At 61.1% G+C, this 21,546-nt stretch carries 18 protein-coding genes; 4 read left to right on the top strand and 14 right to left on the bottom strand.

What is annotated here, in order from left to right; genetic code table 11:
- Nucleotides 1-50: 50 nt before the first annotated feature.
- From DT23_RS10300 to DT23_RS10275, 6 genes are all read right to left on the bottom strand, one after another.
- Entirely contained in the window at nt 51-782 is a 732-nt protein-coding gene (locus tag DT23_RS10300; protein ID WP_038130965.1) for an SDR family NAD(P)-dependent oxidoreductase, read from the bottom strand.
- Between the two features lie 51 nt (nt 783-833).
- Nucleotides 834-1,382 (bottom strand): AAA family ATPase, encoded by a 549-nt coding sequence (locus DT23_RS10295; protein WP_038130963.1) that lies wholly within the window; start codon nt 1,380-1,382, stop codon nt 834-836.
- Between the two features lie 4 nt (nt 1,383-1,386).
- Nucleotides 1,387-2,514, bottom strand: a complete 1,128-nt coding sequence (gene prfB / locus DT23_RS10290) for a peptide chain release factor 2 (RefSeq protein WP_038130961.1) — start codon at nt 2,512-2,514, stop codon at nt 1,387-1,389.
- A 156-nt stretch (nt 2,515-2,670) separates the two neighbouring features.
- Nucleotides 2,671-5,232, bottom strand: coding sequence for a penicillin-binding protein 1A (locus tag DT23_RS10285; RefSeq protein ID WP_038130960.1), 2,562 nt, complete (start codon nt 5,230-5,232; stop codon nt 2,671-2,673).
- Nucleotides 5,233-5,397: 165 nt separating this feature from the next.
- Entirely contained in the window at nt 5,398-6,624 is a 1,227-nt protein-coding gene (locus DT23_RS10280) for an N-acetylmuramoyl-L-alanine amidase (protein WP_038130958.1), read from the bottom strand.
- A 75-nt stretch (nt 6,625-6,699) separates the two neighbouring features.
- Nucleotides 6,700-7,839: a pyridoxal phosphate-dependent aminotransferase gene (locus DT23_RS10275; RefSeq protein WP_038130957.1), complete on the bottom strand. Its 1,140-nt coding sequence runs from the start codon at nt 7,837-7,839 to the stop codon at nt 6,700-6,702.
- Nucleotides 7,840-7,998: 159 nt separating this feature from the next.
- Here DT23_RS10275 and DT23_RS10270 point away from each other — a divergent pair, with 159 nt between their 5' ends.
- Nucleotides 7,999-8,763, top strand: a complete 765-nt coding sequence (locus DT23_RS10270) for a DsbA family protein (RefSeq protein WP_038131141.1) — start codon at nt 7,999-8,001, stop codon at nt 8,761-8,763.
- Nucleotides 8,764-8,847: 84 nt separating this feature from the next.
- On the opposite strand, the gene ispG is transcribed toward DT23_RS10270, so the two are convergent.
- The 3 genes from ispG to hemA form a co-directional block, all read right to left on the bottom strand.
- Nucleotides 8,848-9,969: a flavodoxin-dependent (E)-4-hydroxy-3-methylbut-2-enyl-diphosphate synthase gene (ispG, locus tag DT23_RS10265; RefSeq protein ID WP_038130955.1), complete on the bottom strand. Its 1,122-nt coding sequence runs from the start codon at nt 9,967-9,969 to the stop codon at nt 8,848-8,850.
- Nucleotides 9,970-10,054: 85 nt separating this feature from the next.
- Complete coding sequence (locus DT23_RS10260; RefSeq protein WP_038130953.1) at nt 10,055-11,290, bottom strand: helix-turn-helix domain-containing protein; 1,236 nt, start codon at nt 11,288-11,290, stop codon at nt 10,055-10,057.
- Nucleotides 11,291-11,409: 119 nt separating this feature from the next.
- The gene (hemA, locus tag DT23_RS10255) at nt 11,410-12,639 is read right to left on the bottom strand and encodes a 5-aminolevulinate synthase (RefSeq protein WP_038131140.1); all 1,230 of its coding nucleotides are present in this window, start codon (nt 12,637-12,639) and stop codon (nt 11,410-11,412) included.
- Between the two features lie 221 nt (nt 12,640-12,860).
- Between hemA and DT23_RS10250 the strand changes: the two genes are divergently transcribed.
- Nucleotides 12,861-14,237 carry a dipeptidase gene (locus tag DT23_RS10250; RefSeq protein ID WP_038130952.1) on the top strand — a complete coding sequence of 459 codons (1,377 nt, stop codon included), beginning with the start codon at nt 12,861-12,863 and terminating at the stop codon, nt 14,235-14,237.
- 141 nt (nt 14,238-14,378) lie between these two features.
- Here DT23_RS10250 and DT23_RS10245 read toward each other — a convergent pair whose 3' ends face one another.
- On the bottom strand, nt 14,379-15,515 hold the full coding sequence (locus DT23_RS10245; protein ID WP_038130951.1) for a DUF6456 domain-containing protein: 1,137 nt from the start codon (nt 15,513-15,515) through the stop codon (nt 14,379-14,381).
- 213 nt (nt 15,516-15,728) lie between these two features.
- Here DT23_RS10245 and DT23_RS10240 point away from each other — a divergent pair, with 213 nt between their 5' ends.
- Entirely contained in the window at nt 15,729-16,049 is a 321-nt protein-coding gene (locus DT23_RS10240; RefSeq protein ID WP_051697211.1) for a DUF6477 family protein, read from the top strand.
- 3 nt (nt 16,050-16,052) lie between these two features.
- On the opposite strand, the gene DT23_RS10235 is transcribed toward DT23_RS10240, so the two are convergent.
- Nucleotides 16,053-17,633, bottom strand: coding sequence for a helicase HerA-like domain-containing protein (locus tag DT23_RS10235; RefSeq protein ID WP_038131137.1), 1,581 nt, complete (start codon nt 17,631-17,633; stop codon nt 16,053-16,055).
- A 474-nt stretch (nt 17,634-18,107) separates the two neighbouring features.
- On the opposite strand from DT23_RS10235, the gene DT23_RS10230 reads away from it, so the two are divergent.
- Nucleotides 18,108-18,836 carry an invasion associated locus B family protein gene (locus DT23_RS10230; protein WP_081847090.1) on the top strand — a complete coding sequence of 243 codons (729 nt, stop codon included), beginning with the start codon at nt 18,108-18,110 and terminating at the stop codon, nt 18,834-18,836.
- A 68-nt stretch (nt 18,837-18,904) separates the two neighbouring features.
- Here the strand turns inward: DT23_RS10230 and DT23_RS10225 are convergent, their stop codons facing one another.
- Genes DT23_RS10225 through lpxD form a run of 3 tightly spaced genes read right to left on the bottom strand, consistent with a single transcriptional unit; the run spans nt 18,905 to nt 21,498 of the window.
- Complete coding sequence (locus DT23_RS10225; protein WP_038130948.1) at nt 18,905-20,110, bottom strand: beta-ketoacyl-[acyl-carrier-protein] synthase family protein; 1,206 nt, start codon at nt 20,108-20,110, stop codon at nt 18,905-18,907.
- Entirely contained in the window at nt 20,110-20,391 is a 282-nt protein-coding gene (locus tag DT23_RS10220; protein ID WP_038130947.1) for an acyl carrier protein, read from the bottom strand. Before DT23_RS10220 ends, DT23_RS10225 begins: the two co-directional genes overlap by 1 nt.
- Before the next feature lie 6 nt (nt 20,392-20,397).
- Complete coding sequence (gene lpxD, locus DT23_RS10215; RefSeq protein ID WP_038130945.1) at nt 20,398-21,498, bottom strand: UDP-3-O-(3-hydroxymyristoyl)glucosamine N-acyltransferase; 1,101 nt, start codon at nt 21,496-21,498, stop codon at nt 20,398-20,400.
- Nucleotides 21,499-21,546 lie beyond the last annotated feature (48 nt).

The following is a 21,546-nucleotide window of genomic DNA, read 5'->3' as shown; positions in this document are numbered from 1 at the left end:
GCGTCACGAAGCCGTGATCTGTCGAGAGAATTCAACGCTGCAGCGCAGCATCACATCCGCCCAGTCAACCAGAGCGAGAGCCGATACGGCAGGCGTTGCAGCAGCTTAAGCCCCCAAGTCAGGCGGCGCGGAAAATGCGTCTCAAATGCGGTGCCCGCCAGCCCGTCTGCGATCCGGCGCGCGGCGGCGTCGGGCTCCATCACGAAGGGCATGTCGAAATCGTTCTTTTCCGTCAGGCGCGTGTTCACAAAGCCGGGCGAGATCAGCCGCACGTCGATCTCGGGTGCGTATTCGACGCGCAGCGACTCAACCAGATTGATCACCGCCGCCTTGGACGCCGAATAAAGCTGCCCCTTGGGCAGCCCGAAATAGCCCGCGACCGAGCCGAAGAGCACCAATTGCCCGCCCTCGCGCAGCAAGCCCTTGGCGGCTTGGGCAAACCACAGCGTGCCAAGCAGATTGACCTCAACCAACTTGCGCGCGCTGTCGCGTTCGATTTGATCAACATGGCCGGGATCATAGAGCGCCGCAGTCGTAATCATCGCGTCCAACTTGCCGCTGGCCAAGATCTCGGCGCGCGCGTCATCCAGACTTTCGGGGTCGGAAATATCAACCGGCACGACCTCGCCCTGCCCCAGTTCCCTTGCAAGCGTTTCAAGCGGCTCAACCGAGCGCGCCGACAGCACCAGCAGCGCCCCGCGCCGCGACAGTTCGCGTGCCAAAGTCTGCCCGATGCCCGAGCTTGCGCCCACAATCCATATCCGTTTTCCGCTAAAATCCATGCCCGTCGCTCCTTTTGCCGCAAAGGATACGCAGCGGCGCGGCGCTTGGTTTCATCGCAAGCGTTGCAAACAGCGCGCCACAAGGGCGTCCAGATCCTGCGCGCCCGGTGCCTCGATCACCGGTTCCAAGCGTCCCACCAGCCATTCGCGGTGGCGCGCCAGCGAGCGGCCCGAGAAATACGGCTCGTCATAGCTTGCCGCCCATTTCAAAAACGCGATGTGGTTGTGATGCATATCGCCGCCCGGCTTGATGCGCGCACCGAACTTTTCGGCCTCGCGCTTGCGCAAGCGGGCCAGCCGGATCGGCGTGGGCGCGGTCAGAAAGATGATCGCATCCAACCCGCCAAGCGCCAGCTCGCCCCAACCGTCCAAAGACCCGGATAGCACCCAGCCGCCATCAATACTCTGCGCGACCTGATCGGCGGCAATCAGCGCCAGACGGTCCTCAACGGGGCGTTTTTGGGTGAAGGGTGGCTCTGACGGGGCCCAGAAATAGCTATCGGTATCAAGATGGGGCACGTTCAGCGCGCGCGCTAATTCGCGCCCCAGCGATGAGGTGCCCGATCCAGCGGCGCCGGTGATATAAACCCGCGCCGCCATGTGATCAGTCTTCCGCCTGCGCGTCGGCGCGGCTTTTTCCCTCGACCCCCAGCGCAAGGGTCGCGGCCATGAACCCGTCCAGATCGCCGTCCAGCACCCCTTGGCTATCGGAGGTCTCGTAATTGGTGCGCAGGTCTTTCACCATCTGATAAGGCTGCAAGACATACGAGCGGATCTGGTTGCCCCAACCCGCATCGCCCTTGTTCTCATGCGCCTCGTTGATGGCCGCGTTGCGGCGGTCCATCTCCATCTGGTAGAGGCGCGATTTCAGCGCTTTCATCGCGATGTCACGGTTCTGGTGCTGCGATTTTTCCGAAGATGTCACGACGATGCCGGTGGGCATGTGGGTGATACGCACCGCCGAGTCGGTGGTGTTGACGTGCTGCCCGCCTGCGCCCGACGAGCGATAGGTGTCGATGCGGATATCGTTGGGCGCGACTTCGATTTCGACATTGTCGTCCACCACCGGATAGACCCAGACCGAGCTGAATGAGGTATGCCGCCGCGCCGCCGAATCGTAGGGGCTGATGCGCACCAGACGATGCACGCCGCTTTCCGATTTCAGCCAGCCATAGGCGTTGGGGCCGGTGATTTTATAGGTCGCGGATTTGATCCCCGCCTCGTCGCCCGCCGTTTCCGATTGCAGATCGACCTCATAGCCCTTTTTCTCGGCCCAGCGGACATACATCCGCGCCAGCATCGAGGCCCAGTCGCAGCTTTCCGTGCCCCCCGCGCCGGAATGGATTTCGAGGAACGTATCGTTGCCATCCGCCTCGCCATCCAAAAGCGCCTCAAGCTCTTTCGTGTCGGCCTCTTCCTTGAGGATACGCAGCGATTTTTCGGCCTCGGCGACGATCTCGTCATCGCCCTCCATCTCGCCCATCTCGATCAGCTCGACATTGTCGGTCAGTTCCTGATTGATGCGGGTGTAGGTCTCATATTTGTCCAGCAATTGCTGGCGGTCGCGCATCAGCTTTTGCGCGCGCGCCTGATCGTCCCACAAGGTGGGATCCTCAATCATCGCGTTGAATTCCTCAAGCCGGTGCGGCGTGGTTTCCAGATCCATGCGCTGGCCCAGCAGCGTCAGGGATTTGCGGATCGCATCGGCGATATTTTGCGTCTCGGCGCGCATGGGTCATCCTTTGAAACTCTTGGCGCGGTGATACGAAATCGGGGGCGAGGCTGCAAGCGCCGCGCGCGCATCTGGGGCGCTGCCCCCAGCGCGTGCCGCGCCGCCCCCGGGATATTTTGATCAAGAGGAAGAGGGGGAGCCGGGCGCGCGCCCAACTCAATACAGCCCGCCCGCGCTGAGCGTGCCGAAATCGGCCTTTTTCGGGATCACCTTGGTTTTGCCCGTCGAGGTGGTGATAGTCTGGCCACCTTCGTCGCTTTGCCCTTGCGAAAAGAGTGGCAGGTTCACGCCCATGCCAAAGCCGCCATCCACGACCAGCGCGCCCAGACCCGACATATCCTGACCGGGGCGCAGATATTCGGCCTGCACGAACTCGCCCGTGGCGCTGTCAGACAGGCGCTCGCCGGTGTAGCGGTTGAACTTGACCCAAGTGCCGCCCGGGGGAACCTTGAAGTTGGTGCCACCGAAATCCTTGACCGCCTCTTTCATGAACTCGTTGAACACCGGCACACACAGCGTGCCGCCATAGGCGTGTTTGCCAAGCGAGCGCGGGTTGTCATAGCCCATGTAGCATGAGGCCACGATGTTAGACGTAAAGCCGGTGAACCAGACATCCTTGGCGTCATTGGTGGTGCCGGTTTTACCCGCGACCGGCACGTTCAGGTTCACGCCTTTGCCCGAGCCGCGTTTCACCACGCCCTGCATCAGCGAGATCATCTGATAGGCGGTGATCGGGTCGATGATTTGCTCGCGGTGGCTGGTGATGTGGGGGCCGCGCCCCTCGGGGAGGTTCGGGTCATTGCAAGTGTCGCAGGTACGCGTGTCATGGCGATAGATCGTGCGTCCGTAGCGGTCTTGCACGCGGTCCACCAGCGTCGGTTCAACCCGCTCGCCACCATTGGCAAACATCGCATAGGCCGAGATCAGCCGGAACATCGTGGTTTCCTGCGCGCCCAACGCATTGGCGAGGAACTCGCGCATATCGTCATAGACGCCGAATTTTTCGGCATAGGCAGCGATCGTGTCCATGCCGATTTCCTGCGCGATGCGGATCGTCATCAGATTGCGCGAATGTTCAAGCCCGGTGCGCATCGGCGTCGGGCCATAATAGCGGTTTGACGCGTTTTTCGGGCGCCACATACCTTGGGGTGTGTTCACCTCAATCGGGGCATCAACCACAATCGTTTCGGGGCTGAAACCGCTATCAAGCGCGGCGGCGTAAACGAAGGGTTTGAAGTTCGAGCCCGGCTGGCGTTCGGCCTGCGTGGCGCGGTTAAACACCGAGGATTGATACGAGAACCCGCCCTGCATCGCCAGAACGCGCCCGGTATTCACATCCATCGCCATGAACGCGCCTTCGACCTTGGGGACTTGGCGCAAGGTCCAGCGGATGAACGACCCGTCGCTGTCTTTGGTCATCGCGCGCACTTCGACGACATCGCCGGTTTCCAGCAGGTCTTGCGCCTTTTTCGCGCGCGGTCCCAACTTGCCATCGGCGTTCAGCTTGCGCGCCCAAGTCACGTCCTCGGGCGGAATCCAGTGGCCATTGGCGTCGTCTTTGATGCCCTCGATGCCGATGCGCGCCGAGTTGCCCTCAAATCCCAGCACCACCGCAGGATGCCAGCCCACGACATCGCGCGGCGCTTTATTCGTGGGCACATCGGCCAACGCGGCGCGCCAAGTGGCCTCATCGCCCAGCTTGTCTTGCGCTATCTTCGCGCCCGTTCCGCGCCAGACCCCACGACCACGGTCATAACGTTCCAGCGCGCGCTGCAATGCCTTGCCCGCAAGCGCCTGCAAATCGGGGTTTACCGTCGCGCGGATCGTCAGACCTCCGCCGAAAAATTCCTCACGCCCGAAACTTTTGGAAAGCTGGCGGCGGATTTCATCGGTGAAATAGTCGCGCGGCGGGAGTTGCTCGCGGAACGGCGGGTAGTCGCCATTCTGCACGGATTTGAGTGGCGAGGCCTGCTCTTTATCAAGCATCGCCTTGTCGATCCTGCCATCTTCAAACATCCGACGTAGCACGTAGTTGCGCCGCAGACGGGCCTTTTCCATATTGCGCACCGGGTGCAGCGCGGCGGGGGCCTTGGGCAGAGCAGCCAGATAGGCGGCCTCGCCGGGGGTCAATTCCGACAGGGTCTTGTCGAAATAGGTCTGCGCTGCAGCCGCCACCCCGTAAGAGTTCTGTCCCAGATAAATCTCGTTGAGATAGAGTTCGAGAATGCGATCTTTGCTTAGGACGTTTTCGATGCGCGAGGACAGGATCAATTCCTTGATCTTGCGCTCAATCTTGCGATCCGAGGATAGCAGCAGGTTTTTCGTCACCTGTTGCGTGATCGTCGAGGCCCCGCGCACATCGCGCCCGCCCGTCTTCACCGCCGTGATCATCGCCGAGGCAATGCCGCGTGGATCAAAACCGGGATGGTGGTAGAAATTCTTATCCTCAGCCGAGATAAACGCGCCTTTCACCAGATCGGGAATATCCTGACTGGGCACGAACAGGCGGCGCTGCTCGGCGAATTCGTCGATCAATCGGCCATTGCCGTTATAGATCCGCGAGATCGTCTTGGGGCGATATTGCGCCAACTGGTCGGTGCTGGGCAGATCGCGCGAGTATATCCAAAAGATCGCCCCGACGGTGAGCGCGGCAAAAACCAGCCCGGTCACAACCCAGGAAAACACACCACCAATGGAGCTGAGAACGAATCGAACCAAGAGATATTCCTCGCAAGGGGCGCCGTTCGCCCCGGTTTGCCCTGCCTATACATCGCGTTTACGTGACGGTCAAAGTAATGCGCATTCACGCAATCGGGAAGTGGGGTGGCGGTCACATCTTCGCCCGATGCGCGGATGCCCGCGCGTCAACGTCGTTTTGCGCCGCTATTGGCGCAGCAGTTTTGCCTCGGCGGCATCCGATTGTGCCCAGCTTAGAACGCCCTTGGTGATCGCTTCGGCCATGCGCGCGCGCCAGTCGGGGTCTTGCAAGCGCTTGCGGTCGGATTGCGAGGATAAAAACCCCAGCTCGATCAGCACCGAGGGAATATCGGGCGATTTCAGCACCGAGAAATTCGCCCCCTGCACCGGGCGTTTGTGCATCCGCAGCCCGTCGCTTTTGATCGCCCCCGCCAGCACTTGTGCAAGACGAACCGAACGCGGCTGGGTCTCGCGCCGCGCCATGCCGATCAGGATCTTGGCAATCTCATCGCCCTGCCCGTCCAGATCCACCCCGGCCAGAATGTCATCGCGATCATGGCGCGCGACCAGCTTGCGCGTCGCCTCATCCTCGGCGTGATCGCCAAGACGGTAGATCGCAGCCCCCGAGGCCCAGCCCTCGGCAATCGAATCCGCATGCAGCGAAATGAACAAATCTGCCCCCGCCGCGCGCGCCACCGTAACGCGCGTTTCCAGCGGCACGAACACGTCCTGATCGCGCGTCATCACCACCGTCATCCCCGCGCGGCGCATCTTGTCGCGCAACTGGCGCGCAAAGCTTAGTACGATGTCGGCCTCGTGCAGGCCTGCGTCCTCGGCCCCCGGATCAATCCCGCCATGCCCCGGATCAAGCACGACTTTCAGCGGGCGCGATCCGTCCTGGCGACGATGGGGGGCGGTAACCTCGGCAGGCTGGGGCAAGCCCCAAAGCGCGCTATCGGCCGCGCCTTTCTCCGCTTTGAAATCGGCCGCAGGAACCGAGCGCAGCGCAAGCCGGATTTGTGGATTGTCGCCGCTGCGCTCCTCGGCCGAGACCAGCACCATCGGGCGCGACAGTTCGGCGACCATGCGCGACCAACCGGGGCGAAATGCGCCCCAGCGCAGATCGGTCACCGTGCTGGCGTGGCCCAGCAGCGCCTTGGGATCATGGCCGGTAAAATTCACTTCGCGGAAATCGACCACCAGCCGATAAGGATCGGCCAGAAGAAAGGCGCGATAGGGCACCGGCTGGCTGATCCCAATCGCGATATCGGTCTGCCCGCCGCCTTGGCTGATCTTGGAACGCGCAGGGTCCAACTGCGCCAGCGCCGACAGCCCCTGCGCAGGCGTTTGCGCGAAACTCGGGCCCGCCAGCGCGCAAACCGCCGCGAGAAGAATAAGAATCTGCCTGATCATGCCCGTCGCCAACCTTCATGCCGCCCTGTTGTTTTGCGCGCCACTATAACGAGGCGGCGCGCAAGGGGCAAAGGCTCAGCGCGCGGCCATAAACGCCGCGAGACGTTTCAGCCCTTCGGCGATGCGCTCGGGCGATTGCGCGTAAGACAGCCGGATCGTGGTCGCGCCACGCTCGGCGTCGAAATCCCTTCCCGGCGTGACCGCAACGCCCGCACTCGCCAAAATCTCGGCGGCGAAAGCGGCGCTATCCTCGGTAAGCGTCGACACATCGGCGTAGATGTAAAACGCCCCGTCGGGCGGTGCGATGCGCGAAAAGCCCATCTTGGGCAGCTCCTCCAGCATCATCGCGCGGTTTTGCGCATAGGCGGCGCGGTTTTGTTCCATCTCGTCAAGGCTTTCGAGTGCGCCAAGCGCTGCGATCTGCGAGGCATGGGGCGCGCAGATGAACATATGCTGGGCGAGGCGCTCGATGGTGCGCAGATGGCTTTCGGGAACCACCATCCAGCCCACGCGCCAGCCCGTCATCGAGAAATATTTCGAGAAACTGTTGATCACAAACACATCGTCGGAAATCTCCAGCGCCGAGACTGCGCGGGTGTCATATTGCAGCCCGTGATAGATCTCGTCGGACACAAAGGCGATGTCGCGCGCGGCGCAATGGGTCATCAGCGCCTCTAGCTCCTCTGCACCCAGCATCGTGCCAGACGGGTTCCCCGGAGAGGCCACGATCAACCCGGCCAGATCGTCGGGAATTTCGCTGGGCGTGGGCTGATAGCGGTTTTGCACCTCGGTCGGAATGCTTACCGGCTCGATCGACAGCCCCTTCAGGATCTGGCGATAGCTGGGATAGCCCGGCGCGCCCAAGCCCACCTTGTCGCCCGCATCAAACAGCGCGGTGAAGGCCAGCAAGAACGCCCCTGAAGACCCCGAGGTGATCACCACCCGCGCCGGGTCCAGATCGACGCCATACCAACGCTTGTAAAGTGCTGCGATCCCCGCACGCAGCTCGGGTAGGCCCAAAGCCACGGTGTAGCCCATCGCCTCTTGTTCCAGCGCCTGCGCCAGACGGGCGCGCGCAGCGGCAGGCGCGGGCGTGGCGGGCTGGCCGACCTCCATATGCACAATGTCACGCCCGGCGGCCTCGGCCTCAGCCGCCAGCCGCATCACATCCATCGCAAGAAAAGGCTCGACCTGACCCCGTTTCGACTGCCGCATGGTGTTTCTCCCGTTTTCGTGACTGATCGGGGGCGGGTTAGGCCCTGCGCCCTGCCCCGTCAATGCGCTGTAACGTCCAGCCGCTGTCACTAACCCTTGAACCTGCGCGCGCAAAAGGCCAGTTTGACGCGCAACAGCACCGAACAAAGGAAACGCCCGATGCTCCGCACCCTTTTGGCCGCCACGGCCTTTGCCGCGCTTGCCAGCGCCGCGCCCGCGCAGGACTTCGATTTCTCAAAAATGAGCGCGCCGCAAAAAGCCCAGTTCGGTGACGCGGTGCGTGACTATCTGATGGCCAATCCGCAAGTTCTGGTCGAGGCGATCAACGAGCTGGAATCCAAGCAGCGCGCCCAGCAGGCCGATAATGATGCGCAACTGATCCAGACCAACGCCAAGGACATTTTCGAGGATGGTCATAGCTGGGTCGGTGGTAATCCCGATGGCGATATCACCATCGTGGAATTCACCGATTACAAATGCACCTATTGCAAAAAAGCGTTCGGCGAGGTCAATGACCTGCTTAAGAATGATGGCAATATCCGTTTTATTATCAAAGAGTTCCCGATCCTCGGGCAGCAATCCGAACTGGGCTCGCGCTTTGCCGTCGCGGTGCAGCAGCTTGATGGCGATGCGGCCTATGAAAAGGTGCATAACGCGCTGATGAGCATGCGCGGCGATCTCACCGTCGGAAGCCTGAGCAAGCTGGCCAAGGATCAGGGGCTGGACGCCGATGCGATCCTCAAGCGGATGAATGAAGACTCCGTCAGCGACGTGCTGCGCGCCAATTACCAACTTGCGCAACGCATGGCGATTTCGGGCACACCCGGCTTTGTAATCGGCGATCAACTGCTGCGCGGTTATGCGCCCGAAGCGGCGATGGCGCAGATCGTGGCAGAAGAGCGCAAGGCCAAAGCCGACAAGTAAGCGCGAAACGAAAACGGGGGGCCAAGCCCCCCGTATACCCGATCAGAAACCGCAGGCACAAAGGTCTGCGGTTTTTTCGTGCGGTTATTCGGCGGCGTCTTGGGCGGCGTCCAGTTCGGCGGCGCGTTTTTCCACCAGTTCCACGATGTGATCAATCATCTGATCGTTGGACAGTTTGTGGCTTTGCTTGCCCGCCAGATAGACCATCCCCGAACCGGCGCCACCGCCGGTAAAGCCAAGATCGGTCATCAACGCCTCGCCCGGACCATTCACCACGCAGCCGATAATCGACAGGCTCATTGGTTGCTTGATATGCTCCAGACGTTGCTCCAGCGCCTCGACGGTCTTGATCACGTCAAAGCCCTGACGCGCGCAGCTTGGGCAGGAAATGATCTGCACACCACGGGTGCGCAGGCCAAGTGATTTCAGGATTTCGAACCCGACTTTGACCTCTTCAACCGGATCCGCCGACAACGAGACGCGCAACGTGTCGCCAATGCCCATCCACAGCAGATTACCCAGACCAATCGCCGATTTCACGGTGCCCGAGACCAGCCCGCCTGCCTCGGTAATCCCTAGATGGATCGGCGCGTCGGTGGCCTCGGCCAGCCCTTGATAGGCGGCGGCGGCGAGGAACACGTCCGAGGCCTTCACCGAGATCTTGAACTCGTGAAAGTCGTTATCTTCCAGTAGCTTGATATGATCGAGACCGCTTTCCACCATCGCCTCGGGGCATGGCTCGCCGTATTTTTCCAGCAGGTGCTTTTCAAGGCTGCCCGCGTTCACGCCGATGCGGATCGAACAGCCGTGATCCTTGGCCGCCTTGACCACCTCGCGCACGCGCGACGCATCACCGATATTGCCCGGATTGATGCGCAGACAGGCCGCGCCCGCCTCGGCCGCCTCAATCGCGCGTTTGTAGTGGAAATGAATGTCAGCCACGATCGGCACCGGGCTTTCGCGGCAAATCTCGCGCAGCGCACGGGTGCTTGATTCATCAGGCGTCGAGACACGCACGATATCAGCGCCCACATCGGCGGCGCGGATGATCTGATCAAGCGTCGCGCGCACATCCGAGCTGTCGGTATTGGTCATCGTCTGCACGCTGATCGGCGCATCGCCCCCCACGGGCACGTTGCCAACCATGATCTGACGAGATTTGCGGCGGTAGATATTGCGCCAAGGGCGCACCGGGTTGAGCGACATCGCCCCCTCCTTTGCGGATTTCGCCCCAGACATAGGCCAAGCCCTGCGCGGACGCAACGCTTGGGCACCAATTGTGAGCGGCTATTTACTGCTGCGCGGCCTCGGACTGGGCGCTGATCGGGCCAGCATCGGCCACCGCGATCATCTTGGCCAGATCCTTATCCTGCCCCAGATCGGCGACCGGATAGCTGTCATCCAGATTGCTCGGCGAGAGCGTGATGTTCTTGGTCACTTCGCCACGCTTGCCAACCGGGCCATGCGTCACACCGTTGACCGCGAAATAGATCGCGCCGGATTCGCCTGTGCGCATGCTGGGCGCTTCGGCCAGTTTGGGCAGCGCGAAACGTTCGCCCGCATCCATGACTTTCTCAAAGATCGTCGCGCCATCGGCGGATTTGATGCGCACCCAAGACGGGCGCACAGCCATCACCACCACCTGCGGCGCATCCGCGCCAAGCGCTTTGGCAACAGCCGACTGGATGTCGCCTTCAGGGCCAGCGGCACTCGCCACTTGAGCCGGCGCAACGCCCGAGAAATTCGGCGTCAGATCGGGGGCAATCGCGCCCGCAGCTTGACGCAGCAAGCCATTCGTCGCGTTCGGATCAATCGAGGCAATCGGCCCATCGCGCGAAATCAACACCGGCGCATCCAGCGCAGCGGGGCGATAAATGCGGTCCGTTGCCTCGGGCTGGGGCGTGTCGGGCAGCGTGTCGGTTTGCGCGACCTGCGTCACCGAATCAAGCGGATCAAGATCGGCCACCACACCGGGAGCCTGATCAACCGGGGACAGTTGCACGCGCTGCACCTCTTGCAAGACGGTCCAGCCACCGTAGCCAATCCCGCCTGCGATCAGGGCCAGAACCATCAGTGACCCAACGGCGCGCGGTTCGATCTGCGACCAAAGCGCCTTCTTCTTGGGGATAAACGTTGCGTTCGGATTGGCCAAAGCATGGGCCACATCACTCGGATGGCGCTGCGGTTTGGGGCCAGAGGCTGCCGATGACATCCCGTGAATCGGTTGATAGCCGGATTCGGTTGAAAACCGTTGGAACGCCCATTCGGGATCAAGGCCAAGATAGCGCGCGTAAGAGCGCACATAGCCTGCGATGAACGAGGGCGTATCGAAGGCCTCAATATCGCAACTTTCAATGGCAGCAATATAGGCAGCTTTGATGCGCAGCTCACGCTGAACATCCAGAAGCGATTTCGCAAGCGTTGCACGCTCACCCCGCATCACATCGCCTAGGCGCAGTTCGAAATCGTCAAAGCCCTTCGGCTTAGCGTCGTCCTGCGTCGAAGGTTTCGCCCTCCGCCCGATCATGCCGCTTGTCCCTGCCCCAATTTTTTGCCCGTTTTGCCTGACTCGATTCGCGGCATATAGCCACTTCGATTAAGAAAGACTTATCACAAGCAGGAGAGCCGTGCACCTGCAGAAATCGGTTAAGCTGATGCTTCGGCGCGATTTAGCTCACAACGCGACCAGAGCTGATCGATGCCCTTGACCAATCCATCGATCATCCCAAGGTCGTGCACCGGCGAGGGAGTAAAACGCAAACGCTCGGTCCCGCGGGGCACGGTGGGGAAGTTGATCGGCTGCACATAGACGCCGAATTCCTCAAGCAGCATGTCCGAAAGCGCCTTGGTGTGCTTGGGATCGCCAATGATCACCGGCACAATATGGCTGCCATGATCAATGATCGGCATCCCCATCGCTTTCAGGCGCATTTTCAGCACCTTGGCGTGGAGCTGCTGCTTATCACGCAGCTCTTGCCCCGCCGCCGTCTTGAGAAACGCGATCGAGGCCGCCGCACCCGCTGCAATTGCTGGCGGGATCGAAGTGGTAAAGATAAAGCCCGGCGCATAGGAACGCACCGCATCCACCATCTTGGCACTGGTCGCGATATAGCCGCCAAACACGCCAAATGCCTTGCCCAGCGTGCCGTTGAAAATGTCGATGCGATCCATCTCGCCCAGCTTTTCGGCAATACCGGCCCCGCGCGGGCCATACATGCCAACAGCGTGCACCTCATCAAGGTAAGTCAGCGCGTTGAATTCTTCGGCGAGATCGCAAATCTCGGAAATCGGGCCGAAATCGCCATCCATCGAATAGACCGACTCAAACGCGATCAGTTTGGGTACGTCGGGGGCATCAGCGGCCAGCAATTCGCGCAGATGCGCCACGTCGTTGTGGCGAAAGATGCGCTTTTCACCGCCGTTGCGCTTGATCCCCTCGATCATTGAGGCGTGGTTCAGCGCGTCGGAATAAATGATCAGGCCGGGAAACAGCTTGTGCAAGGTGCTCAGCGTTGCGTCATTGGCGATATAGGCCGAGGAAAACACCAGCGCCTGTTCCTTGCCGTGCAGATCGGCGATCTCGGTTTCCAGACGTTTGTGATACACCGTGGTGCCCGAGATGTTGCGCGTGCCACCCGAGCCTGCGCCCGTGGCATCCAGCGCCTCATGCATTGCGTCCAGAACGACCGGGTTTTGACCCATCCCGAGATAGTCGTTGCCACACCAGATGGTGATGTCTTTCTGGGTGCCGTCTTCCTTGGTCCAGACGGCCTTTGGAAATGCGCCCTTCTCCCGCTCGATATCGATAAAGACGCGGTAGCGACCCTCGGCGTGCAGCTTGCCAATCGCCTGATCGAGACCCTTGTCATAATCCATCTTGCGCATCCCTTGCTATTCCGTTCGCTGGGGTTAGTCCTAGAGAGACTAAACAAGCGTTACTTTGACTGATGTCAAATTCCTCACTCGAGGGGTGAAAATGTCTAAAAGATGTGCGAAAAGCAAACATTCATTTTACACAATTTGTCACACCCTCGCGTCAGCCGCTCTGGACAGTGCCGCGTGGCGCCTTACGCTATGGCAAAACAAAGGAGGTCCGAATGGGTCTGAACGACGTGCTAACCGAAATCGATTCCGGTCTGGAAGACGCAATGACGCGGCTGTTTGATCTGCTGCGCATCCGCTCTATTTCCACCGATCCCGCGTATAAATCCGAAACGAAAGACGCCGCCGAATGGATGGTCAAGGAATTGAATTCTCTTGGCTTTGAGGCAGAGCTTCGCCCCACGCCCGGCCATCCGATGGTGGTGGCACATCACCGGGGCGAAGGCCCGCGTCTGCTGTTTTACGGCCACTATGATGTGCAGCCCGTTGACCCGCTGGAGCTGTGGGATACCCCCCCGTTTGAGCCCGAGATTCAGGACACTCCCAAGGGGCGCGTGATCCGGGGGCGCGGCGCGTCCGATGACAAGGGTCAGTTGATGACCTTCATCGAAGCCTGCCGTGCCTATAAAGCGGTAAATGGCACCCTGCCCGGCAATTTGACGATCTTCCTTGAGGGCGAAGAGGAATCAGGCTCGCCCTCGCTGATCCCGTTCATGAAAGACAATGCCGAAGAATTGACCTGCGATCTGGCGCTGATCTGCGACACCTCGATGGTCTCACCCGGTGTGCCCTCGATTGCGGGTCAGTTGCGCGGGATGCTTAAGGATGAGTTTACTCTGCGCGGGCCGCGCATTGATCTGCATTCTGGCCATTACGGCGGCCCCGCCCTGAACCCGCTGCGCGAGATTTCCAAGATCATCGCCAGCTTTCACGACGATCAGGGTCGAGTTGCGATTGACGGCTTTTATGACGGCGTGCACGAAGTCGCGCCCGAGCAGCTAGACGCGTGGAAAACCTGCGGCTTTGACGAGTATGAGTATCTGTCCAGCGTCGGCATGACACAGGCGCATGGCGAGGCGGGATACTCCGCACTTGAACAGCAATGGGCGCGCCCGACGTTGGAAATCAACGGATTGTGGGGCGGTTATCAGGGTGCAGGGTCGAAAACCGTGATCCCCGCAGAGGCACATTGCAAGATCACCTGCCGGCTTGTGGGCGATATGGACCCCGATCATGTGCGCAAAGTCCTGCGCGCCCATGTCGAAGCCCGACTGCCCACCGATGCCAAGATCAGCTGGGATAACGATCTTGATGGTGCGCCGGCTGCGGTGATGAACACCGACCGCCCCGAATTCGAACAGGCCCGTCAGGCGCTGTCGGATGAATGGGATCGTGAGGCCGTAATCACCGGCATGGGCGGCTCGATCCCGATTGCCTATTACTTCAAGTCGATCCTGGGGATGGATGCGATGCTGATCGGGTTTGCCAATGATGATGACGCAATCCACTCGCCCAACGAGAAATACGATGTGAAAAGCTTTCATAAAGGCATCCGGTCTTGGGCGCGGATTCTGGATCGTATCGCCAAATGACGAGCGCCGGGGGCTTCGCGCCCCCGGACCCCCGCGGGATATTTTCGTCAAGAGGAAGTAAACGCGTTATGATCTTCCTCTTGACCTAAATATCCCGGGGTGAATTTGCGCAGCAAAGAGGGGCAGCGCCCCTCTCTCCCCTCATCCGATCATCGGGCTCGCGCCGCCATAGGTTTCGTCATAATGCTGCTTGAGGCGCTGCAAAGCGATGCGCAGCACGATTTTGCCCGAGCGCGCCGACCAGCCCAGCCGCTTTTCTGCTGTCTCCAACCCTTCAAGGAAGCAACAGCAGCGCAGCGCCATATCGCCAAGCCCGGGCCCAAGATCACGCAACGCTAGGGCAACGCGTTCACGCGCGCGCTCCGACCCGCCACCACCTTGCGTCAGATCGGGACGATATTGCCCGCGCCCGCCGCCACCGGTCAAAAAGCGTTCCCAGTTCTGCCCGACGCGCGGCCCCATCTGCGCCAGCTCGAAATCCTCGCGTAGCTGCTCGCCGGCGGCGACCAACTCGGCGCTTAGAAACGGCGCACCATGCTTGTCACGCCGCCGCGCCAGCACGCCCAGAGGGCTTTCGGCAAGGTTGACCCGCATCCGGCGGCGCTGGCCATCGGGCGCAACGGTTTCGCGCGTATCAAAGCTGCGATGTTGGGCACCAAAGGGCTGCGCGTCGTCTTCACTTTCACCGACAACAGGTTGATCTTGTTCGAGTAAACGCTTAAGCGCCGCGCGCCCTGCCTGCGTTACGCGATAGCTGGTGACGCGGCCCACATGCGCCACCTCGATCCAGTCTTTCAGCGCAAACGCCTGCGCAACGGCGCGTTCCAGCACCGCCGTGCGCACCGTGCCGCGCAGCACCACCGATTTGTCCATATCTGCCGCGACAATGAGCAGCGCGGTGGGTTCACACAGACGGCGCAGGATGCGCTTGGCCTCGCGCAGCAGGGTCGTTTCATCGGCGGGGATTTCGCTGGGGCGGAAGGGGGCAGTCATGGGCAGTTCGTCCTTATCAGGGACGGTTGCAGGGGGGGGCGCAGGTTCATTGGCAGCGCTTTGAACGGCACTCTGGCCGAGCCGTGCCAATGCTTCATCGACCAGCGGATCATCCCGCCGTGCCTCGATCCGGCGCACGCGGCGCAAAATGGTCGAGGCAGCGCATCCTTCGGCCCGTGCAAGCGCCCGGATTGGCACGCCCTGCTCTACATGGCGCAGGTATAGCCGGGCGTGGTCAGGCAGCCAGGCGGGCAGATCCGCCAAGACCGGTGCGGTCGAATTCATGTGTTCCCCCAGATAGCACCGCGGTTAACCGGCGCGTCCGTTTCATACAACCGTGAGTTGCTTTGATTACCCGTTCGTTAATAAATCGGGCAGAGGAAAGAATTCCTTAAACTTCCTAAACAAATCCTTGCAAGGCGAACGCTGGAACCCCGGCGCGCGCAACACACGCATAGGTTGAGTCATGGTGTGCCCCATCATTGACAGGAGATCGCCATGACCGCGCCCATCACCGCCCCGCTTATCCCAGACCTGCGCCAGACGCTCGAAGCGTTGCGCCGCCCGCCGCTTTTGGTGCGCGCCGCACGTTTCGGAGTGCAGGATTATAGCCGCAAGCGCGATCTCAAACGCTTGTTGCGTACGCCCGACCTGCCCCGCCCCGGTGCGGCGCTTTTTCAGTTGATCGAGATGGAAGCCGACCAAGACGCTCTGCGGCGTGCGGGCGAGGCCACCTATATTCTGACCCGCCAGATTGATCTGTTGATCGCAATCATGGCCGAGTCTCGCCTGTTGTCCCGCGCGCCCAACCTGCACTGACCGCTAGCGCGATTTGAACAGCGACCCCAGCACCCCGCGCACCAGCGCCTGCCCGGTTTTGGTGCCAAGTTGGCGCGCCAAAGATTTCCCAAAGGTCGTCACAACCGAATCAGACCGGCTGGATCGCGTAGAGGTTTTGCGTGGCTTGGCTTTGCTTGCAGGCTCGTCCCGGCGGGCGTTGTTGAACTCGGCAAAGCTGTCATCCAGCTTGCTTGCCGCCCCCGATTGCGCGCTCGCTTTGGCCTCGGCCTCGGCGGCTTCTTTCGCCGCCGCATCCGCCCGACGCGCCAGAATTTCCTGCGCCGAGTCGCGATCGACCGTGGTGTCATATTTCGCACCAAAACCGGAATTGGCCATGACATCGGCGCGCTCGGCATCGGTGAGCGGGCCGAGGCGCGATTGCGGCGGGCGCACCAAAGTGCGCTCGACGACGCCCGGCACACCCTTGGATTGCAGGAACGAGGTCACAGCCTCTCCGGTGCCGACCTCTTTGATCGCAATTTCCGTGTCAAAGCGCGGATTGGTGCGGTAATTTTCGGCGGCGCGTTTGAGATCACGCTGATCGCGTGCGGTAAAAGCGCGCAGCGCGTGCTGCACCCGATTGCCAAGCTGGCTGAGGATGCCATCGGGCACATCGGTCGGGTTTTGCGTAATGAAATACACCCCGACCCCTTTGGAGCGGATCAGCCGCGCGACCTGCTCGACCTTGTCCACCATCGCTTTGGGCGCGTCGTCAAACAGCAGATGCGCCTCGTCGAAGAAGAAAACCAACTTGGGCTTATCGGGGTTGCCGACCTCGGGCAGTTCTTCGAACAGCTCCGACAGCAGCCACAAAAGGAAGGTCGCGTAAAGCTGCGGGCTTGCCATCAGTTGATCGGCGGCCAGCAGGTTGATCTGGCCCATGCCATTGGAATCAGTGCGGATTAGATCACTCAGCTCCAGCGCAGGTTCGCCAAAGAACTGATCGCCGCCTTGGTTTTCCAGCACCAAAAGCTGGCGCTGGATCGCCCCGACCGAGCGCACATCGACATTGCCATACTCCAGCGCGATTTCCTTGGCCTGCTCGCCGACATGGCGCAGCATCGCACGCAGATCATCCAGATCGAGCAGCGCCAGACCCTCTTTATCGGCCAGATGGAAGGCAATATTCAGCGCGCCTTCCTGCGTATCGTTCAGCCCCAAAAGACGGCTCAGCAGAAGCGGCCCCATCTCGGACACTGTGGTGCGCACCGGGTGACCCTTTTTGCCAAACATATCCCAGAAAACAGTGGGATAGCTGCGGTAGTTCAAGTCAAATCCAATAGTCTCTGCGCGCTCCATAAAGGGTTTGTGCAGCTTGCCCGTTTCAGACCCTGCCGCCGCGATTCCCGACAAATCCCCTTTTACATCGGCCATAAACACCGGCACGCCCGCGCTGGAAAAGCCCTCGGCCAGAATTTGCAGCGTGACCGTTTTGCCCGTGCCGGTCGCCCCCGCGATCAGCCCGTGACGGTTGCCATATTTCAACGTCAGCTGCTGCGGCACGCCGTAGCCTTCACCGCCACCGCCCACAAACACCCCGTCTTCGGTCAAAACACCCGTCATATCCGCCGCCTCTGCCAAATTATCTCGCCCCGACAATACAAAATTAACCTTTTTGCGCCAGTCTGTTCCTATCCCATCCCCAAGTTCTTTTGGCGGATCGGGCACTTCCTCCCTGTCAGACTGGACCGCGCCCTTTTGGCGCGGTCTTTTTTCAGGCGCGCCAGTGGCTTGAGCCACCTAATGTCGCGCGCCCTGTCCGATCACGATTCATCACGATTGCCTGTTGACCTGTAAAAATTTCCGCCATAGCTTCGCCTCAATAACGAAGTCGGCCAGTCCGGCAGGGGGAATAAGGAAGGGGTCCACTGTGGCCCCTTTCGACTTTTACGCCCCCATATCACGCCCAAGACGCCATCGTTTCACCGTCATCGGCAGCTGCGCGCTTATCCGTGATTAAACGACCCCATATTGGCCCTGACATGTCTGAAAGGGCATGATAAGCCGCACCCGATGAAGTTCAGGAGTAGAGTAACCATGTCTCAACTGACGAAGCCGCTTATTCTGGCGCTGACGCTTGGAATGGCGCATGGCGCTTATGCGCAAGACGCCACAACTGCGACCGATCAGACCGCACCCGCAGCTGACGCCGCAACCCCGACCCCGGCCGCCCCGGCAAGCGATGCCACCGCGCCGACGGCAGATGCCCCGGCAGCGACAGCCCCGGCCGCAGATGCAACGGCCCCGGCGGCTGACGCCGCGGCACCGGCTGCGAGCGCCGCTCCGCAGCCGCCCGAAAACAACACCTACGTCAAAGCAACCTATGACGACTGGGAAATGCAGTGCATCAAGACCAAAGATGGCAAAGATCCCTGCCAGATGTATCAGGTGCTCAAGGATGCCAAAGGCGGCAATGTCGCTGATATCTCGCTGTTCGGCCTTCCCGCCGGAGGCAAGGCAGTGGCTGGTGCGACGATCATGGTGCCGATGGACACGTTGCTCACGCAGAACCTGACGATCCAGGTCGATAGCAGCGAACCGCGCGTCTACCCGTTCACCTTCTGCCAGCCGATGGGCTGTTTTGCCCGCATCGGTCTGACCCAAGGCGAGCTTGACGCCTATAAAAAGGGTGGCAAGGCCACGATTACCATCGTGCCGCTGGCATCCCCGAACCAAAAGGTCACGGCGGATATCTCACTGAAAGGGTTCACCAACGCCTATAATGCAGTTGTGAAATCCAATGAAGAGACCGGCGCAGTCAAATAATCTGCGTTAAGACCGTCGCGTAAGTGACTGAAAAACAAGAAACGCCGCGCCCAATCCGCGCGGCGTTTTTATATCGCGCGCAAGGCCAGCACCGCGTTGAACCCACCAAAGGCGAAGGCGTTTGATAGCACGGCCCCAACCTGAGCGCGCCGCGCCTCATTCGGGACGACATCGAGATCGCAGTCGGGATCGGGCGCGCCGTAATTGATGGTCGGCGCAATCACCCCGTCTTGCAGCGCCATCAGGCAGGCCACCAATTCGACCGCGCCGGTCGCGCCGATGCAATGACCATGCATCGATTTGGTCGAACTGACCGCAACATGATCGGCGGCCTCGCCAAAAACGTGACGGATCGCGGCGGTCTCGATACGGTCATTGGCCGCCGTGGCGGTGCCATGCGCGTTGATATAGCCGACCTCCTCGGGGGCCATCCCGGCATCCTTCAGCGCCTCTGCGATTGCGCGCGCGGCGCTGTCTTGATCGGGCATCACGATATCGCTGGCATCACAATTCATCGAAAATCCGGTGATCTCGGCCAAGGGCGTGGCCCCGCGCGCAAGCGCCGCGTCAAGCGTTTCCAGCACGAACACCCCCGCGCCCTCGCCCTGCACCATGCCGTTGCGATCTGCCGAGAACGGACGGCAGCCATCGGGAGACATCACGCGCAGCCCCTCCCACGCCTTGAGCCCGCCGAAGTTCAGCATCGCCTCTGCCCCGCCTGCCAGCATCCCGTCAACCATGCCCGAGCGCACCATCTGAAACGCCAGGCCAATCGCGTGATTGGAACTTGCGCAAGCCGTCGAAACCGCAAAACCGGGGCCTTGCAGATGAAAGCGGATCGCCAGATGCGCCGGCGCAGCATTGGCCATCAGCTTGGGCACGGTCAGCGGATGCACGCGGGTCTTGCCCTGCGCATAGACCGCGCGATAGGCGTCATTGGCGGTGCCGTGCCCGCCCCCCGCCGTGCCGATGATACAGCCCCAGCGCGCAGGATCGGGCGCATTTTCCAGCCCTGCCTGCGCCATCGCTTCGGCCCCCGAGACCAGCGCATATTGGGTAAACGCATCATACAGCGCGAGCTTGCCCGGATCGAAACGATCCTGCGGCGCAAAGCCGTGGATCTGCGCGCCGATGCGCACATTCAACCGCTCAACATCAGGGAATTGAAGCGCCCCGATCCCCGAACGCCCCGCCGCCAGCGCTGTTTTCGTCGCGCCCACCCCCTCGGCCAGCGCGTTGATCGAGCCAGCGCCAGTGATCACGACGCGGCGCATCACGCGACCGCCGCTGAGGGGGACTCTCCGGACATCAACCGCTCGACCGCGCGCACAATCGCGCCCACCGAGGAAATATCAAACTGCGCTTGCGCCATGTCATTGGCGTTGAAGGGCACCGAAATATCGAACTGCTCTTCAATGGCGAATATCACCTCGACCAGCCCAAGACTGTCGAGCCCCAATTCCTCAAGCGTCATATCCGCGCGCAAATCGGCGGGCTCGCGATGCGCCTCGCGCGCGATGATCGAAAGAACCTGATCGTGCACCTGTGACCTCATTGGCTGCTACTCGGCGCCCCCTTTTTGCGTGAGTCGCGTAACAGTTTCCCGAAGGTCTTTGACTTGCGCAAACAATCTGGGCAATCGACGCAGCGATTTGTTGATCTCGACCTGCGTGTCCATCTTCACCGCCGGACTGCCCCAGACCACGCGCCCCGAGGGCACATTGGTATAAACATCCGTGCCCCCGCCGGTGATCACGTCATCGCCGATAAAGATATTGTCCGACACGCCGACCTGCCCGGCCAGCACCACGCGATCCCCGATTGACGTAGACCCCGCGATCCCGACCTGCGCGCAAAGCAGGCAATCGCGCCCGACCTGCACGTTATGGGCGACATGCACAAGGTTATCGAGCTTGGTGCCCGCCCCGATTTTCGTCGCGCGCACCGTGCCGCGATCAATGCAGGAATTGGCCCCGACCTCGACATCGTCGCCAATCTCAACCGTGCCGAGAGAATGAATTCTCACCCAAGGCTGCTCATGTATTTCCGCATGTTTTCCAAGGCTTGCACGCGCTTCTTCAACCATAGACGGTTCGGGCGTGACAAAGGAAAACCCGTCTGCCCCGATCCGTGCGCCGGGCTGACAGATAAAGCGCGCGCCAATCACCACGCGCGCGCCGATATGCACCTGCTCAAGGATCAGCGCGTCGCTGCCAATTTGCGCATCTTGCGCAATGCTGACATGGCTGGCGATGCGCGCATTCGCCCCGATCACCACATCGCGCCCGATCACGGTAAACGGCCCGATCGCCGCCCCCGCGCCGATCACAGCGCTTTCATCTATGACCGCACTCGGGTGGATGCCGGGCGCAATCTCGGGACCGGGATCAAAGGCGCGCGACAGACCCGCCATCGCCAAACGCGGGCGGGTCACGAAAATCGCAGCCTCTAGCCCGAAGCTTTGCCAATCCGCGCCCTGCCACAAAATCGCAGCGCGCGCATGGCCCTGCGCCAGCCCCTCGCCATATTTCGGGTTCATCGCCAAGGCGATCTGATCGGCGCGTGCGCTGGCGGGTTCAGAGGCGCTGCCCACGACAAGGTCCAGATTGCCCACGGCCTCGGCCTCAAGCGCCTGCGCGATCTGCGCGATTGTCTGCGACATGAGAGCAGTCCTTTTTGCAGGTCAAACCAGAACGGCGGGCGCAGCCTT

The organism is Thioclava indica (assembly GCF_000714545.1).
GTDB lineage: Bacteria > Pseudomonadota > Alphaproteobacteria > Rhodobacterales > Rhodobacteraceae > Thioclava > Thioclava indica.
Note: the sequence above shows the minus strand (reverse complement) of the source record. Positions and strands in the feature narration are given on the sequence as shown.